The organism is Burkholderia sp. L-4, assembly GCF_056856535.1.
The window spans coordinates 1,626,050-1,641,899 of record NZ_JBXEOX010000001.1 but is presented as its reverse complement, the minus strand read 5'-3'; the positions used below and the strand labels follow the sequence as shown (position 1 = coordinate 1,641,899).

12 protein-coding genes and 2 tRNA genes are annotated in these 15,850 nt (G+C 64.4%); 1 reads left to right on the top strand and 13 read right to left on the bottom strand.

Translation table 11 applies throughout. The features are described 5' to 3' along the window. Positions 1 to 11: 11 nt before the first annotated feature. The 3 genes from bamC to AC1VVG_RS07655 all read right to left on the bottom strand — a co-directional run bounded on the left by bamC (position 12) and on the right by AC1VVG_RS07655 (position 2,318). Positions 12 to 1,220: an outer membrane protein assembly factor BamC gene (gene bamC, locus AC1VVG_RS07665; RefSeq protein WP_482835451.1), complete on the bottom strand. Its 1,209-nt coding sequence runs from the start codon at positions 1,218 to 1,220 to the stop codon at positions 12 to 14. A gap of 141 nt (positions 1,221 to 1,361) precedes the next feature. Continuing rightward, positions 1,362 to 1,438 (bottom strand) — tRNA-Pro (locus AC1VVG_RS07660). A 166-nt stretch (positions 1,439 to 1,604) separates the two neighbouring features. After that, on the bottom strand, positions 1,605 to 2,318 hold the full coding sequence (locus tag AC1VVG_RS07655; protein WP_059557838.1) for a class I SAM-dependent methyltransferase: 714 nt from the start codon (positions 2,316 to 2,318) through the stop codon (positions 1,605 to 1,607). Between the two features lie 676 nt (positions 2,319 to 2,994). On the opposite strand from AC1VVG_RS07655, the gene AC1VVG_RS07650 reads away from it, so the two are divergent. Then, entirely contained in the window at positions 2,995 to 5,205 is a 2,211-nt protein-coding gene (locus AC1VVG_RS07650; RefSeq protein ID WP_034190176.1) for a lipoprotein, read from the top strand. 84 nt (positions 5,206 to 5,289) lie between these two features. On the opposite strand, the gene AC1VVG_RS07645 is transcribed toward AC1VVG_RS07650, so the two are convergent. The 10 genes from AC1VVG_RS07645 to AC1VVG_RS07600 all read right to left on the bottom strand — a co-directional run bounded on the left by AC1VVG_RS07645 (position 5,290) and on the right by AC1VVG_RS07600 (position 15,841). Next, positions 5,290 to 5,703 (bottom strand): MerR family transcriptional regulator, encoded by a 414-nt coding sequence (locus tag AC1VVG_RS07645; RefSeq protein ID WP_034190155.1) that lies wholly within the window; start codon positions 5,701 to 5,703, stop codon positions 5,290 to 5,292. Positions 5,704 to 5,763: 60 nt separating this feature from the next. Beyond that, complete coding sequence (locus AC1VVG_RS07640) at positions 5,764 to 6,150, bottom strand: integration host factor subunit alpha (RefSeq protein ID WP_034190156.1); 387 nt, start codon at positions 6,148 to 6,150, stop codon at positions 5,764 to 5,766. A gap of 72 nt (positions 6,151 to 6,222) precedes the next feature. Next, positions 6,223 to 8,652: a phenylalanine--tRNA ligase subunit beta gene (gene pheT / locus AC1VVG_RS07635; RefSeq protein ID WP_034190157.1), complete on the bottom strand. Its 2,430-nt coding sequence runs from the start codon at positions 8,650 to 8,652 to the stop codon at positions 6,223 to 6,225. Positions 8,653 to 8,748: 96 nt separating this feature from the next. Further along, positions 8,749 to 9,762 carry a phenylalanine--tRNA ligase subunit alpha gene (gene pheS / locus AC1VVG_RS07630; RefSeq protein WP_034190158.1) on the bottom strand — a complete coding sequence of 338 codons (1,014 nt, stop codon included), beginning with the start codon at positions 9,760 to 9,762 and terminating at the stop codon, positions 8,749 to 8,751. Between the two features lie 149 nt (positions 9,763 to 9,911). After that, positions 9,912 to 10,271: a 50S ribosomal protein L20 gene (gene rplT / locus AC1VVG_RS07625; protein WP_004192938.1), complete on the bottom strand. Its 360-nt coding sequence runs from the start codon at positions 10,269 to 10,271 to the stop codon at positions 9,912 to 9,914. A gap of 30 nt (positions 10,272 to 10,301) precedes the next feature. Then, positions 10,302 to 10,499, bottom strand: coding sequence for a 50S ribosomal protein L35 (rpmI, locus tag AC1VVG_RS07620; protein WP_004191477.1), 198 nt, complete (start codon positions 10,497 to 10,499; stop codon positions 10,302 to 10,304). A 190-nt stretch (positions 10,500 to 10,689) separates the two neighbouring features. After that, complete coding sequence (gene infC, locus AC1VVG_RS07615) at positions 10,690 to 11,214, bottom strand: translation initiation factor IF-3 (protein WP_071734130.1); 525 nt, start codon at positions 11,212 to 11,214, stop codon at positions 10,690 to 10,692. A 49-nt stretch (positions 11,215 to 11,263) separates the two neighbouring features. Then, positions 11,264 to 13,171, bottom strand: a complete 1,908-nt coding sequence (thrS, locus tag AC1VVG_RS07610; protein WP_059557842.1) for a threonine--tRNA ligase — start codon at positions 13,169 to 13,171, stop codon at positions 11,264 to 11,266. A gap of 272 nt (positions 13,172 to 13,443) precedes the next feature. Beyond that, a tRNA-Val gene (locus tag AC1VVG_RS07605) sits at positions 13,444 to 13,520 on the bottom strand. A gap of 86 nt (positions 13,521 to 13,606) precedes the next feature. Then, entirely contained in the window at positions 13,607 to 15,841 is a 2,235-nt protein-coding gene (locus AC1VVG_RS07600; protein ID WP_034190160.1) for a RelA/SpoT family protein, read from the bottom strand. Positions 15,842 to 15,850: the final 9 nt, after the last annotated feature.

Sequence of the window (15,850 nt, the reverse complement as noted above, 5' to 3'; positions counted from 1 at the left end):
ACGCGCCGGGATCAGCGAAGCTGATTCACGAGCAGCCCCATGATCTGGCGTGCCGGCGACGACGTGTCGATCGCGCCCGTATCGTCAACGATTGCAACGCGCGTCTGGTCGGCCGTGAGCGCCTTCACGTTGACGCGGTACTGCTTCGCCTGCTTTTCCTTCTTGCCGTGGAACAGCTGGCTCCAGAAGCCTTGCTCGGCCGAGGTCAGATCCTTCGGATCGACGTAGCGCACGAAATACAGACCCTTCGTGCGATCGCGATCGTCGACCGTGAAGTTCGCGCGATCGAGCGCGAGGCCGACGTGCAGCCACGACCGGTCGTACGGTTCGCCGAGCGTGACTTCCGACGGCACGGCCGCATCGGCCGCGTCATTGCCCTGTGCCGACGTGCGCGAGACGTTCTGCGCGGCGATCGCTGCCGCGGCCTTCGACGATGCGTCTGCGTCGGCCTTCTTCTCGATCGGTACCGTGTTGTCCTTGATGTTCGCGATCGGCGGCTCGCCGTTCTTCGCACGCTGCGCATTCTGCGAGAGCACGGCCATCAGCCGCTTCAGGTATTCGGTCTCGAGCGCCGGATCGTTCGGCTTCGGCTCCCACTTGCTCGAATCGTTGTTCGCACCGGTGATCGCCTCACGCATGCCCTTCTGGCTGATGAACACGTAGGTGCCGCCGTTCGGCGCCGAGTCGAGACGCGTGCGGTACTTGTTGCGCTCGGCCGTCACGTACGAGTTGCCCATCGCCTTCGAGATCACGCTGCGGATCAGCCCGTCGTTGATCTGCGGATGGGTTTCGTTCCAGTCGGTTTCCATCACGCCCTTGTCGCGCTGGTCGACCACGAGCAGGAAGCCCTGCTCCTGCCAGAACCGGCGGACCTGCGGCCAGATGTCGGCCGGCTGCTTGCCGTCGATCACGAGCCAGCTCTCGGTGCCGTCGCGCTGGATATGCATGCCGGCCACGGCCGGCGCGACGGTGTCCAGCGCAGGCGCCGCCTGCTGGACCTGCTGAAGCGCAGACAGGGAAGTCGCGCCGCCCTGGGGCGGCAGCGAACGCTGATCGGCCGTCTCGTCGAGCATGTTGGGCGGCACTGCGAGCGACGCTTCCTTCGATTTCGAATCGCTCTTGTAGTCCACTTTCGTGGGCGACGACGTACCGCAACCGGCAACGAGCGCGCCGGTGGCAAGCACTGCAGCGAACCGCATGGTAAGACGAAGATCAGTCATGTTCGGGGAATCCTCTTCCGCTAAATCACGGCGCTTTCCGTGGATCAACCTTGCATTTTACCGGGGCCGCGCCGCGATGTGCAAAAAAGCGACCGGCAAGAAAAAACCCGCGTCAGCCTGAACTGACGCGGGTTCTTTGTCTGGTCGGGGCGAGAGGATTTGAACCTCCGACCACCTGCACCCCATGCAGGTACGCTACCAGGCTGCGCTACGCCCCGAAAGAAGAAAAGTATAACAGACACTTCTCCGATTTAGAATCGGGTCGCATGCATTTTGTGAATGTTCTTGTGAAATTTCCTAGCTTGACGACACCTGATGCATGCGTCCGTCCCCCGCGCATGACAGCGCGCGCCACGCGCCGACCACGCGGTCCTCGCATCGCACTCACCGCTTGCGCGCGACACAGATGACCGTCAATCCGGCGACGCGGTTGAAGCGGAACATCGGCAACTCGATACGACAGATCGTCTTGAGCAGGCCGTTGACGAGCGGATGGTGACGGCGCAGTTGCGATGCCGGCTCGCGCGGCTGTCGACGTGCCCGCTCGCCGAGCCGCAACGCCGCCGCCAGCGGAAACGTGAGGCCGAAGTAATAGGCGCCGTGCTCGACGTCGAGCCCCGCGCGACGCACCACGTCCTCGAGACCGCCGAGCGTATACCGGCGCTTGTGCTCGAGAAAATCGTCATGGCCGCTCCAGAGGAACTGGAAGGCCGGCACCGTGATCAGGAACCGGCTGCCGGAAGGCGCGCCCCTCACGTACTGCGTCAGCAGGCCGACATCGTCGTCGACGTGCTCGAGCACGTCCATCAGCAATACGAGATCGGCATCGAACCGTTCGACGGACCGCCGAAAGTGGATGGGCTTGCCGGCCGTCTCCTCGTCGGTATCGTCGGCGTAGCTCGTATCGACACACCACGCTTCCGATGCCTGCGTGCGTTCCAGCAGGTGCTTCGAGAAAAAGCCGGACCCTGCCCCGACGTCGAGGATCCGGTGCGCGCCCGCCCCGCCGAGGAACCGTCGGATCGCGCTCGCCTTCGACGCGTAGTACCAGTGATCGCCTGCCCCCGCACCCAGTACGTCGACTTCCTTCAGGTCCATGGCGCTTCCCCGTGATGACCAACGTGTTGTGATCGAACCCGCCACTGATGCCGATCTTACCCCGCCGTCAACACCGAGCGTATCCGTTGATGCACGGCCCGGGCCGCCCCTTCCCGCATGCGGCCCTCATCGAAAGGGACGATGGCCGATGCGTCGCCCATCGCCACCGTGCGGCTGGCCGGCGCGAGATCGACGCGCCCGGCGAACCGTCCGACTGCACGCCGGTCGACCCGGCCCGCCCGGCTTTGCCGCGTTGCGTGAGACAGGAGGTGGCATTCGATCAGGTCACGGCTTCGTACGACTCGATGGCGTCGTATATCGAGCACGGCCTGCAACTCGACCCGGCCGCGCAGAGCACGATCCGGCAGCAGCGGCCGGTCTGACCGGCGGCCGTGTCGCCCATCCGGGCAAACCCGCGCCAGCCAAGGCTCGCGACGGATTTGCCCGGTCGCGCAAAAGACGCCGACGGGCGCCCGGCAAAAACCAAACGACCGTTTGATCCGGCCGCGCGACCACCGCGAATCCATTGTCCCGCAGCGCGCCGGCGCCCCGCGCCCGCGCGCCCGTTGTTTGGTAACGCCGCTCTAGCGCGCTATGACACACTGCACGGCATCGACGCTCGCGCCGTCCAGTGGCGCGCGCCGCCGTCGATCACGACAAGACATGGAGACAGACGATGCGGAATCCGGTCCGGCGCGGCCATCGCTCGCCTTTGGCAATTTTCGACTGGTTTTCCGGCCTGCCACGCGCGGCCGGCCCGGCGTCGCGCACGCCCGCCCGTGTGTTCGGCTGCGGTGCGCTGGCGCTCGCCCTGCTGTGCGCCGGCTGCGCGGAATCGGCCGCGCAGCGCGACAGCAACACGTCGATCGCGGCAACGAAGATCGAACGCACCAAAGCCGAACGCCTCGCGCACGAGCAGCAGATCGCGCGCACGGTGCCGTCGCTCGCATCGATCAGCCTCACCCAGCCGCGCCCGTTCACGCTGCGCGACTCGGGCCAGAACGGCGCGATGACGTTCCTGCGCGACGTCGATTTCCGCATCGTCAACAACCTCGGCTTCTTCATCCATCAGTTGTCAGCCACGCTCGTGCCGACGCAGGCCGGCGCGCCGATCGTGTTCGACGATCCGACGAGCTTCGAGATCGACGTGCACGAAGGCACGGTCACGCTCGACAACGCCAAGCTGACCGCCCTCTTCAACACCTACATCTTCGGCTACCGCAACGCGCCGCTGCGCAAGCTGGCCGTATCTGCCGGCGACGGCGTGATCCATCTGCAAGGCGAGATGCAGCGCGACGGCTGGGTGCCGTTCTCGCTGACCGGCACGCTCGCGATCCGCGACGGCAGCCAGCTCGTCTTCCACCCGACCGGCGTGCGCGTGTCGGGGATCAACGCGCAACCGGTCATGCGCGCGGCCAACGTGAAAATGGCCGACCTGCTGAAGGTCCAGACGCCGATCGCGCAGCTTGCCGGCGACGATCTCGTGATGGCGGTCGACAAGCTGATGCCGCCGCCGCGCCTGAAGATCACCCTCACCGCACTGCGCGTGACGCCGGCCGGCCTCGACCTGACGCTCGACGACGGCACGCATGCCGGCTTCGCAATGCCCGCGAATGCGCCGCAACAGGCGATGTACATCCGCGGCGGCGACGTGAAGTTCATGCGCTCGATGCCGATGAACGCGGACATCCTGATCGGCCCGGTCGATCCGTCGAAGCGCGACCAGACGTTCGTGTTCGACCTGTATCACTATCGCGACCAGGTGTCGGCCGGCTATTTCAATTTCGACGAAAGCGGTGCGATGGCGATCCGGATGCCTTCGTACACGGGCCCGGCCAGCGGCGCGCTGCTCGGCAACGCGACCGCGCGCCTGAACGACAGTTTCCTTGCCGCGCAGCAGACTGCGCTGCGCGACGTGCGCCAGCACTGGGAAGCCTATGCGCTCGCCGCGGACGCGGCGCGCCCGGGCATGCAGAAGGTCGCGATGCGGCGCACGTCGACCACGCCATTCAACGAACGGCACGTGTCGAACCGCAACCCGACGATCCATCTGCGCAACGTCGACTTCAACCTGTCCGGCGACATCGGCTTCCATGTCGAGGATCTCGACGTCGAACTCGTGTCGAAGCGCCCCGGCGAGCCCGTCGATCTCGACGATCCGAACCAGTACGACATCCGCATTCTCGGCGGCACGGTCGTCGAGTCGTGGAAGGCGATGTCGGCGCTGTTCAACAACTACCTGCTCGACTACTCGCCGCGTTCGCTGAACGACCTGCAATTGAGCGCGGACGGCCAGGACCTGCGTGTCCAGGGCGGCATCAAGCTGTGGAATCACGTGCCGGGCGTCTGGCTGCCGACCGACATGAAAGGCTCGCTGACGGTGCTCGACGACCGGCACCTCGCGTTCAGGCCGACGCAGGTGTCGGTGCTCGGCATTCCGCAGGCGAAGCTCCTGCGCTCGCTCGGCATCGAGCTTGCGTCGCTGACGCCGCTGCAGCGGCGCGGCGCGGCGCTGCGCGGCGACACGCTCGTGCTCGACCAGTACACCGTGTTCCCGCCGCCGGTGCTAAACGGCAAGCTCGGGCAAGCCACGGTCGAGCGCGACGGGCTGCGGCTCACGTTCCGGCGCGCGGCCGGCGCGCCGGCGCCGAAGCGGCCGCAGATCGATGCGCCGAGCTACATGTGGATGGAAGGCGGCGACATGAAGATGTTCAACGTGCTCGAACTGAACGTACGCGCGTTGATCCGCAATTCGGCCGAGGCCGGCCCGATGCGTTTCGACCTGTACGGTTATCGCAGCCAGGTCGCGCAGGGCTCGGTGCGGATGCTGCCGGACGGTACGCTGGTCGTCGACATGGGCCGGAAGAATCCGCTCGCGTCGCGCTGATGCGCGTATGCGGCACCGATGAAAAAAGCCCGGTTGGCGTATCGCCAACCGGGCTTTTCCCTCGATCTCGTTCGCGCGTCGCGCTCAGTCGTGCTTCAGTCCGTCGATCACGTCGAGCAGCGCCTGCCGCAGCGCGATGACGTCGACCGTTACGCCCGGCTTGCCCGATGCACGCGCATCGGCGGCCTGCAGCTCGGGTTCGACCGGTTCCGCCCCGCCCCGCGGGCTACCCGGCGAATCGAGCCGGTTGCGCGCACCGTTGATCGTGAATCCCTGCTCGTACAGCAACTCGCGAATCCGCCGGATCAGCAGCACTTCGTGATGCTGGTAATACCGACGATTGCCGCGCCGCTTCACCGGCCGCAGCTGGGTGAATTCCTGTTCCCAATAACGCAGCACATGCGGCTTGACCCCGCACAGTTCGCTGACTTCACCGATCGTGAAGTAGCGCTTCGCGGGAATCGGAGGCAAAACGACTTTCTCAACCGTGGTGGTCATCGTCGGTTAACCGTCGGTAAGGGTGCGCGGCGGCCGCGCGGAGACTGCTGCGTGCGGCGCTTACTCCGCGCCGTTTTCGACCAGCGCCTTCAGCTTCTGGCTCGCGTGGAAGGTTACCACCCGGCGCGCCGCGATCGGAATCGCCTCGCCCGTCTTCGGATTGCGGCCCGGACGCTGCGGCTTGTCGCGCAACTGGAAATTGCCGAATCCCGACAGCTTGACGCTTTCGCCGTTTTCGAGCGCGTCGCGGATCACCTCGAAAAACGCCTCGACCATGTCCTTCGCTTCACGCTTGTTCAGCCCGACGCTGTCGAACAGCAGCTCCGCCAGCTCCGCCTTCGTCAGCGTGGGCGTCTCGGGGGACGCCGGCGCCGAGGCGTCGCGGTTCATGGCGCTGCGTTGCGCCGTCAGGAGGGCTTCGAATTCACTCGAGGTCATGTCGTTCATATCTGCCATACAGCGCGTTGAATCAAAACTTACGATGGAAAAGAGCCGCCCGCGAACGGGCGGGCCCTCTCCTTAGCCGCGCAGGCGCGCACCGGCGCGAGCCATCCGCTCGACCAGCGTCTGGATCGCCTGGTCGACGACCTCGTCCTGTAGCGTGCCAGCCGCGTCCTGCAGCGTCACGCGGAAGGCAAGGCTCTTCTCGTGCGCGGCAAGGCCACCGGAAGTATTTGATTTTGCACGAAATTCGTCGAAGAGTACAACCTTCTGAACGAATCGGCAGGCCTCTTCGGCAAGTGCCTTCTTCATTTCGTCGAAAAGTGCCTGAACCTCGACCGCCTGATCGACGACAACGGCGATATCGCGTCGTACCGGCGGGAATTTCGACACCTCGGTCGGCGCCGGCAGCGCACGCGCAATCAGCGCGTCCGCGTCGATCTCGAACATCACCGGCGCGTGCGGCAACTCGTACTTCTGCATCAGGCGCGGGTGCAGCTCGCCGATCCAGCCGACCGCACGGCCATCGACTTCGATGCGCGCGCTGCGGCCCGGGTGGAGAGCCGGATGCTCGGCCTTCACGAAGCGCCCGGCCGACGGCGCCAGCAGCGCTTCGAGATCGCCCTTCACGTCGAAGAAATCGACCGCGCGGGTGGCGACGCCCCACTGCTCGTCGACAGCCGGACCGTATGCCAGCGCGCCGACACGCTTCGGCTGCGCATGGCCCTCGACCGCCAGTTCGCCGGCCTTCACCGACGGATCGGCGAGGAACACGCGGCCCGACTCGAACACGCGCACGCGATCGGCGCGACGGTTGAGGTTGTGGCGCAGCACGGCGACCAGGCTGCCGAACAGCGTCGTGCGCATCACCGAAAGCTGGCTCGCGATCGGGTTCAGCAGCTTGATCGGGTTGTCGTTGCCGGCGAAATCGTGCTCCCACTCCGCATCGACGAAGCTGAAGTTGACGGTTTCCGCGTAGTCGCGCGCAGCGAGCGCGTGACGGATGTCGTGGATCGAGCGCCGCGTCTCGTTGGTCGCGCGCATTTCGCTCGTCGCGACCGGCGGGCGCGCCGGAATCTTTTCGAAACCGTAGATGCGCGCCACTTCCTCGATCAGGTCTTCCTCGATCTCGATGTCGAAGCGGTGCGACGGCGGCGTGACGAGGAACGCGTCGTCTTCACGCTCGAACGACAGGCCGAGGCGCGTGAAGATGCTGGCGATCTCGTCGGCGCCGATCTTCACGCCGATGATGCGGTTCGCACGCGACACGCGCATCTTCACCGGTGCGCGCTGCGGCAGGTTCACCGACTGATCGTCGACCGGGCCCGCCTTGCCGCCGCAGATCTCGAGAATCAGCTGCGTGATGCGCTCGACGTGCTCGACGGTCGTCGCGTAATCGACGCCGCGCTCGAAGCGATGCGCCGCATCGGTCGAGAAGTTGTACTTGCGCGCACGGCCGCGGATGCTGTCCGGCCACCAGAACGCGGCTTCGAGATAGATGTTGGTCGTGTCGAGCGTGACGGCCGTGCTGTCGCCGCCCATGATGCCGGCCAGGCTTTCGACCTGGGCGGCATCCGAAATCACACCGACCGTTTCGTCGAGTTCGACGGTATTGCCGTTGAGCAGCTTCAGCGATTCGCCGCGCTTGCCCCAGCGCACCTCGATGCCGCCGTGGATCTTGTCGAGATCGAACACGTGCGACGGGCGGCCGAGTTCGAACATCACGTAGTTCGAGATGTCGACGAGCGCGGACACGCTGCGCTGGCCCGAGCGCTCGAGACGCTCGACCATCCATTGCGGCGTCTTCGCGCGCGCGTTCACGCCGCGGATCACGCGACCCGAGAAGCGGCCGCACAGATCGGGCGCGGCGATGCGCACCGGCAGCGTTTCGTCGAGCTCGACGCGCACCGGACGGATGTCGACCGGCGTCAGCGGCGCGCCGGTGATTGCGGCCGTCTCGCGCGCGATACCGAACACGGACAGGCAGTCGGCCTTGTTCGGCGTCAGCTTGATTTCGAAGATCGTGTCGTCGAGATTGAGCGTCTCGCGGATATCCTGGCCGACCGGCGTATCTTCCGGCAGGACCAGCAGGCCGCTGTGGTCCTCGGACAGCTTCAGCTCGCGTGCCGAGCACAGCATCCCCTGGCTCTCCACGCCGCGCAGCTTCGACAGCTTGATCGCGAACGGCTTGCCGCCCTCTTCCGCCGGCGGCAGTTCGGCGCCGACCAATGCAACCGGCACCTTGATGCCGGGCGCGACGTTCGGCGCGCCGCAGACGATGTTCAGCGTCGCGCCGGTGCCGGCGTCGACCTGGCAGACATTGAGCTTGTCCGCATCCGGATGCTTGACGACTTCGAGCACGCGGCCGACGACGATCTTCGACGTCGGCGGCGCAGCCTTGCTCAGCGATTCGACTTCGAGCCCCGCCATCGTCAGCGCGTGCGACAGTTCGTCGGTCGTCAGCTGCGGGTCGACAAAGGTTCTCAACCAGGATTCAGGGAATTGCATGGATGTCTACGTTCGAAACAGGTTAGATCGACGCCCGGGCCCCGTCGGATCGTCCGTCGGGGCGTGCGCGGGCACAGGTCGGCGCGGCGGGCGGCGTTATGCGAACTGGCGCAGGAAACGCAGGTCGTTCTCGAAGAACAGCCGCAGATCCTGGACGCCGTAGCGCAGCATCGTCAGGCGCTCGAGGCCGCTGCCGAACGCGAAGCCGATGTAGCGCTCGGGATCGAGGCCCATGTTGCGAATCACGGTCGGATGCACTTGCCCCGAACCGGAAATCTCGAGCCACTTGCCGGCGTTCTTGCCTTGCTCGAACATCATGTCGATCTCGGCCGACGGTTCCGTGAACGGGAAATACGATGGACGGAAGCGCACGAGGATGTCGTCGCGCTCGAAGAATTTTTTCAGGAAGTCGGTATAGACGCCCTTGAGGTCGGCAAAGCTGATGTTTTCGTCGATCCACAGCCCCTCGACCTGATTGAACATCGGCGAGTGGGTTGCATCGCTGTCGACGCGATACGTGCGGCCCGGCGCGATCACCTTGATCGGCGGACGGTTCATGCGCGCATAACGCACCTGCATCGGGCTCGTGTGCGTGCGCAGCAGCAACTGGCGGCCGTCGGCATCCTTGCCTTCGACGTAGAAGGTGTCCTGCATCGAACGCGCCGGATGGTTCTCCGGGCTGTTCAGCGACGTGAAGTTGTACCAGTCGGTCTCGATTTCGGGGCCGTCGGCCACATCGAAACCGATCGAGCCGAAAATCCGTTCGACCCGCTCCCACGTGCGCATCACGGGGTGCAGGCTGCCAGCACCGGCGCCGCGGCCGGGCAGCGTCACGTCGATCGCTTCGGCAGTGAGGCGCTGATTCAGCAGCGCGTCGGCCAGTGCCTGGCGACGGGCGGTCAGCGCGGCTTCAACCTGCTGCTTCGCGACGTTGATGCGTGCGCCTTCGGTCTTGCGTGCTTCGGGATCGAGCTTGCCGAGGCCCTTCAGCAACTCGGTCAGCGCACCCGACTTGCCGAGAAATCGTGCTTTCTCGTTTTCGAGCGTGGTGATGTCGGCAGCCTGTTCGAAGGACTGCTGCGCGTCGGCGACAATCTGGTCCAGATCCATAGATCCCATCATTTCCAACGTCATTCGGTCTTGGCGAGCGAAACTGCCCCACCAAACAAAAAAGGGGCTCGGAAGAGCCCCGTTTTCGCTGCAGCGGCCGAAACTACCGGAACATCGCTGCAACTAACCACGCAGTGCTAATTTCGCAATTAGGCTGCAACGGCGGCTTTCACCTGCTTGACGATCGCAGCAAAAGCAGCCTTGTCGAACACCGCCATGTCAGCCAGCACCTTACGGTCGAGTTCGATCGACGCCTTCTTCAGGCCGTTGATGAACACGCTGTAGGTCATGTCGTGCTGACGAACTGCCGCGTTGATACGCGTGATCCACAGTGCGCGGAACACACGCTTCTTGTTGCGGCGATCGCGGTACGCGTACTGACCAGCGCGCATCACCGCCTGCTTGGCGATGCGGTAGACGTTATTGCGGCGGCCGCGATAACCCTTGGCCAGGTTGATGATCTTCTTGTGGCGGGCCCGTGCGGTTACCCCACGTTTGACTCGAGGCATGTTTCTCTCCTTAGAGTATCAGTTGAGGGGTTACGCGAACGGCAGCATTGCGCGGACGGAGTTCAGATCGGAATCATGAACTGCCGTTGCGCCGCGCAGGTGACGCTTGTTCTTCGTGGTTTTCTTGGTCAGGATGTGGCGCTTGAAGGCTTGACCGCGCTTGACGGTACCGCCCGGACGCACCACGAAGCGCTTTGCAGCGCTCTTCTTGGTCTTCATCTTAGGCATGACGAACAACTCCAGTTTATTAGATGGCGATGGGTGTGCGGTTGGCTTGCGCCCTTGACCCGCCCTTCGAAACCCAGTCCACTTGTGTACGGCGGACCGCTTGCGCAGCCACCGTCATTGTTGGCGCGCCGCCCTGACCGGGCCACGCGCCGAACCACTGCCGAACTCGCGCGCAACGCGCGCGGGCCCGTTACTTCTTTTTCTTCGGCGAGAGCACCATGATCATCTGGCGCCCTTCCATCTTCGGCATCTGCTCGACCTGACCGACTTCCTCGAGATCCGTGCGCAGACGCTCAAGCATCCGCATACCGATTTCCTGGTGAGCCATTTCACGGCCGCGGAAACGCAACGTGATCTTCGTCTTGTCGCCTTCTTCGAGGAAGCGCACGAGATTGCGGAGCTTGACGTTGTAGTCACCGTCATCGGTACCCGGGCGGAACTTGACTTCCTTGACCTGGATGACCTTCTGCTTGAGCTTCGCCTCGTGCTGCTTCTTCGATTCCTGGTACTTGAACTTGCCGTAATCCATCAGACGGCAAACCGGGGGAACCGCTTGCGGCGCGATTTCCACCAGGTCAACATCCAGTTCTTCCGATTTACGGAAAGCATCAGCGAGTTTTACGATACCGAGCGGTTCGTTCTCGATCCCGACCAGACGCACTTCCGGCGCAGTGATTTCACCGTTGATGCGGTGCGACGACTTATCAGTAGCGATGTTACGTTTCCTCTAAAAATTAAAAAAACGAGCCGCGCTGCCAGGGCGGTTACTTGAACGAGCGCAGGTCTTCCTGCAGACGCTCAACGAAGGCTTCGACCGGCATTACGCCAAGATCGACGCCGCCACGGGCACGCACGGCTACCGTTTGCGCATCACGCTCCTTATCGCCCACGACGAGGAGATAAGGCACCTTTTCCAGCGTGTGCTCGCGTATTTTATAGCTAATCTTCTCGTTGCGCAAATCGGCCGCCACTCTAACCCCTTGTTTTTGCAACGTTTGGGCCAGGGACTGCGCATATTCGGCCTGACTTTCGGCGATATTGAGCACAATTGCCTGGAACGGCGCGAGCCAAACCGGCATTGCACCAGCATGGTGCTCGATCAAAATGCCCAGGAAACGCTCCATCGACCCGACGATCGCACGGTGCAGCATCACCGGCCGGCGGCGGCTGTTGTCTTCCGCCACGTACTCGGCGCCGAGGCGCTCCGGCAGCACCATGTCGAGCTGCAGCGTGCCGCACTGCCACGAACGGCCGAGCGCGTCCTTGATGTGGTACTCGATCTTCGGGCCGTAGAACGCGCCTTCGCCCGGCAATTCTTCCCACGTGAGGCCGCAGGCCGTCAGCGCGTCGCGCAGGCCCTGCTCGGCGCGATCCCACGTCTCGTCCGTGCCCGCGCGCTGATCGGGACGCAGCGACAGCTTGATGTCGATGTGTTCGAAACCGAAGTCCTTGTACACGCTCATGGCCAGCGTGTTGAAGGCGATCGATTCCGAAATGAACTGGTCTTCCGTACAGAAGATGTGCGCATCGTCCTGCACGAAGCCGCGCACGCGCATCAGGCCGTGCAGCGCGCCCGATGCCTCGTTACGGTGGCACGAACCGAATTCCGCGTAACGCAGCGGCAGGTCGCGGTACGAGCGCAGGCCGTGCTTGAACACCTGGACGTGGCCCGGGCAGTTCATCGGCTTGATCGCGTAGTCGCGCTTCTCCGACTCCGTCGTGAACATGTTCTCGCGGTAGTTCTGCCAGTGGCCCGACGCCTCCCACAGCGAGCGGTCCATGATCATCGGCGTCTTGATCTCGAGATAGCCGGCGTCGTTCACGCGGCGGCGCATGTACTGCTCGACCTGCTGCCACAGCGCCCAGCCCTTCGGATGCCAGAACACCATGCCCGGCGACTCTTCCTGCATGTGGAACAGGTCGAGCTGCTTGCCCAGCTTGCGGTGATCGCGCTTTTCCGCTTCCTCGAGCATGTGCAGGTACTGGTCCTGATCTTCCTTCTTCGTCCAGGCCGTACCGTAGATGCGCTGCAGCTGCTCGTTCTTCGAATCGCCGCGCCAGTACGCGCCCGCGACCTTCATCAGCTTGAAGACCTTCATCTTGCCGGTGGACGGCACGTGCGGGCCGCGGCACAGATCGGTGAAGCCGCCGTGCGAGTACAGCTTGATTTCGTCGCTTTGCGGAATCGACTCGATGATCTCGGCCTTGTACTTCTCGCCGATGCTGCGGAAGTAACCGGCCGCCTCGTCGCGCGACACGACGCGGCGCGTCACCGGCTCGTCCTTCTTCGCGAGCTCCTGCATGCGCTTTTCGATCTTTTCCAGATCTTCCGGCGTGAACGGCCGGTTGTACGAGAAGTCGTAATAGAAGCCGTTGTCGATCACCGGACCGATCGTCACCTGCGCGTCCGGATACAGATCCTTCACCGCATACGCGAGCAAGTGCGCGGTCGAGTGACGGATGATGTCGAGACCGTCGGCATCCTTGTCCGTGATGATCGCGAGCGACGCGTCGCGGTCGATCACCGTGGACGTATCAACGAGCTCGCCATCGAGCTTGCCGCCAAGCGCAGCCTTCGCAAGACCGGGACCGATCGAGGCCGCGACCTCGGCAACTGTCACCGGATGCTCGTATTGTCGAACTGAGCCGTCAGGCAAGCGTATCGAAACCATGGCAATCTCCGTGATGCCGACAGTGGGCGGCAGACCAGGAACGCGAGATCAGAAATCACGCGTGAAAATTTCGCGACAAAAAAAATGCGGCCCCGCTTTCGAGGGGCCGCATTCGATACTTCACTCAAACTGAAAGGGCGAAAACGTTCCTCGACTAGCGTCGCTCCGAAGTCGTTTCGGTCAACGTTCGCGGTGTCATAACCGTATTCGCCTTGTTCGCGTTGAGTTCTTTACTGCATCGAACGCCCGGAGACCAGGCATTCTCAATTCGTTGGTAGGCTCGATTGGACTCGAACCAACGACCCCCACCATGTCAAGGTGGTGCTCTAACCAGCTGAGCTACGAGCCTAGAGAAGCTAAGATTATATGGAGCGGCTACCGGCTTGGCAAGTGTTTTATGCAGTCGCAGCAAAACAATCGTGTTTCAACCCCACATCACGCCTTGCGACCCGCCCGCACGACGCCCTGAACCTCGCCGAGCAGCGTGCACGCGCGCTGCACCTGCGCCGAGTTCGACACCTCGACCGTGAACTGCATGAATGCCGCATTGCGGCGACTCTGCGTCTTCACGCCCACCACGTTGATCTTCTCGCGCGCGAACACTTCGGAGATGTCGCGCAGCAACCCTTGCCGGTCGCTCGCCTCGATCATCAGGTCGACCGGATAGACGGACGCGCCGCGCCCGCCGAGCACGTCAGCCGACCAGGTCGTCTGCAGCACGCGCTCCGGCGCGCGCTCGACCATCCGGCGGAACGTCGGGCAGTCGGTGCGATGGATCGACATGCCCTTGCCGCGCGTGACGAACCCGCTGATCGGATCGGGCGGCGCGGGACGGCAGCAACGCGCGAGCTGGGTCAGCAGCGCATCGACGCCCACCACCAGCACGCCGGTCGACGCGCCGTGCGCGACGCTCGCGCCGCTGCTGCGCTTCTCGAAATCGGCGGGCGCCTCGGGCGCCGGCTCCGGCGGCGGCGCATCGGACAGCGCGTGCTCGACATTGCGCAGGCTGAATTCTTCCTTGCCGACGACCGAGAACAGCTCCTCGGGCGACTTGAAGCCGAGCTTCGCCGCGAGGTTGTCCAGGTTGACCGAGGTCTTGCCTTCGCGCTGCAGCGTCTTTTCGACGAGCGCCCGGCCATGCGCGACGTTTTCCTCCTGCTCGATCGAGTTGAACCACGCACGCACCTTCTGCCGCGCACGCGGGCTCTTCAGGTAGCCGAGCTGCGCGTTCAGCCAGTCGCGCGACGGCCCGCCCTCCTTCACCGCGACGATCTCGACCGTCTGGCCGTTCGCGAGCGACGTGTTCAGCGGGACCATCACGCCGTCCACGCGCGCGCCGCGGCAGCGATGGCCGAGTTCGCTGTGCAGGTGGTACGCGAAATCGACCGGCGTCGCCCCCTGCGGCAACGCGATCACGCGCGCCTGCGGCGTCAGCACGTAGATGTGGTCGTCATCGAGCGACGTCTCGCGCAATTGCGCCCACGCCTGGTCGCCCGACACCTCGGCGCCGTCCTCGACGTCGTCCTTCCACGCCAGCAACTGGCGCAGCCATGCGATCTTCTCGTCGTACTTGTCGCTCGCCGAAAACTGGCCGCCGTAACCGCGCGCGCCGGCCTCCTTGTAGCGCCAGTGCGCGGCCACGCCGTACTCGGCGAAGCGGTGCATCTCCTGCGTGCGGATCTGCACTTCGAACGCGCGGCCGTCGTCGCCGATCACGACCGTATGCAGCGACTTGTAGCCGTTCGGCTTCGGTCGCGAGATGTAGTCGTCGAATTCCTTCGGCACCGGCTGCCACAGGTGATGCACGATGCCGAGCACCGCGTAGCAATCCTTGATGTCCGGCACGATCACGCGAAACGCGCGCACGTCGTACAGCTCGGAGAAATCGAGTTCCTTGCCGCGCATTTTGCGCCAGATGCTGTAGATATGTTTCGGCCGGCCGCTCACGTCGGCCTGGATGTTCGCTTCCGCGAGCTCATGCTGCAGCCGCCCGATCGCCTGCGTGACGTATGCCTCGCGTTCGATGCGCTTCTCGTCGAGCAGCTTCGCGATCCGCTTGTAGGTGACGGGATCCTCGAAGCGGAACGCGAGATCCTCGAGCTCCCACTTCAGTTGCCAGATACCGAGGCGGTTCGCGAGCGGCGCATAGATCTCGAGCGTCTCGCGCGCGACGTCGGGCGGCGGCTCGATCTTCGCGGCCGCGTAATAGCGCAGCGACTGCAACCGCGACGCGAGCCGGATCAGCACGACGCGGATGTCCTGCGCGAACGCGAGCAGCATCTTGCGCAGCGCCTCGATCTGCGTGCGCCGCTCTTCCGCCGCGTCGCGCCCCGTGTCGGGCTTCGCGTTCTGCGCGGCGCGCAGGCTCACGGTGCCGAGCCGCAACAGCTTGCGCACGTCGGACACGAGCCGCGCCACCTCTTCGCCGAAACGCTCGGTGAGCTCGCGCTCGGGGTCGCTCAAGTGCGGCGTCAGTACGAACAGCGCGGCGGCCTGCATCGCGGACGGATCGACGTTCAGCGTGCGCATGATCGCCGCCGTGCCGGCCGAGTGATCGGCGAGCAGTTCGCCCGACGACAGGCGCGCGTCGCCGGCCCGCTCGCGCACGAACGCCAGCACGTCGTCGAACGACGGTGCCGCGACAGGGGAAGCGGAAACGGATTCGGTCATTGCACGGCC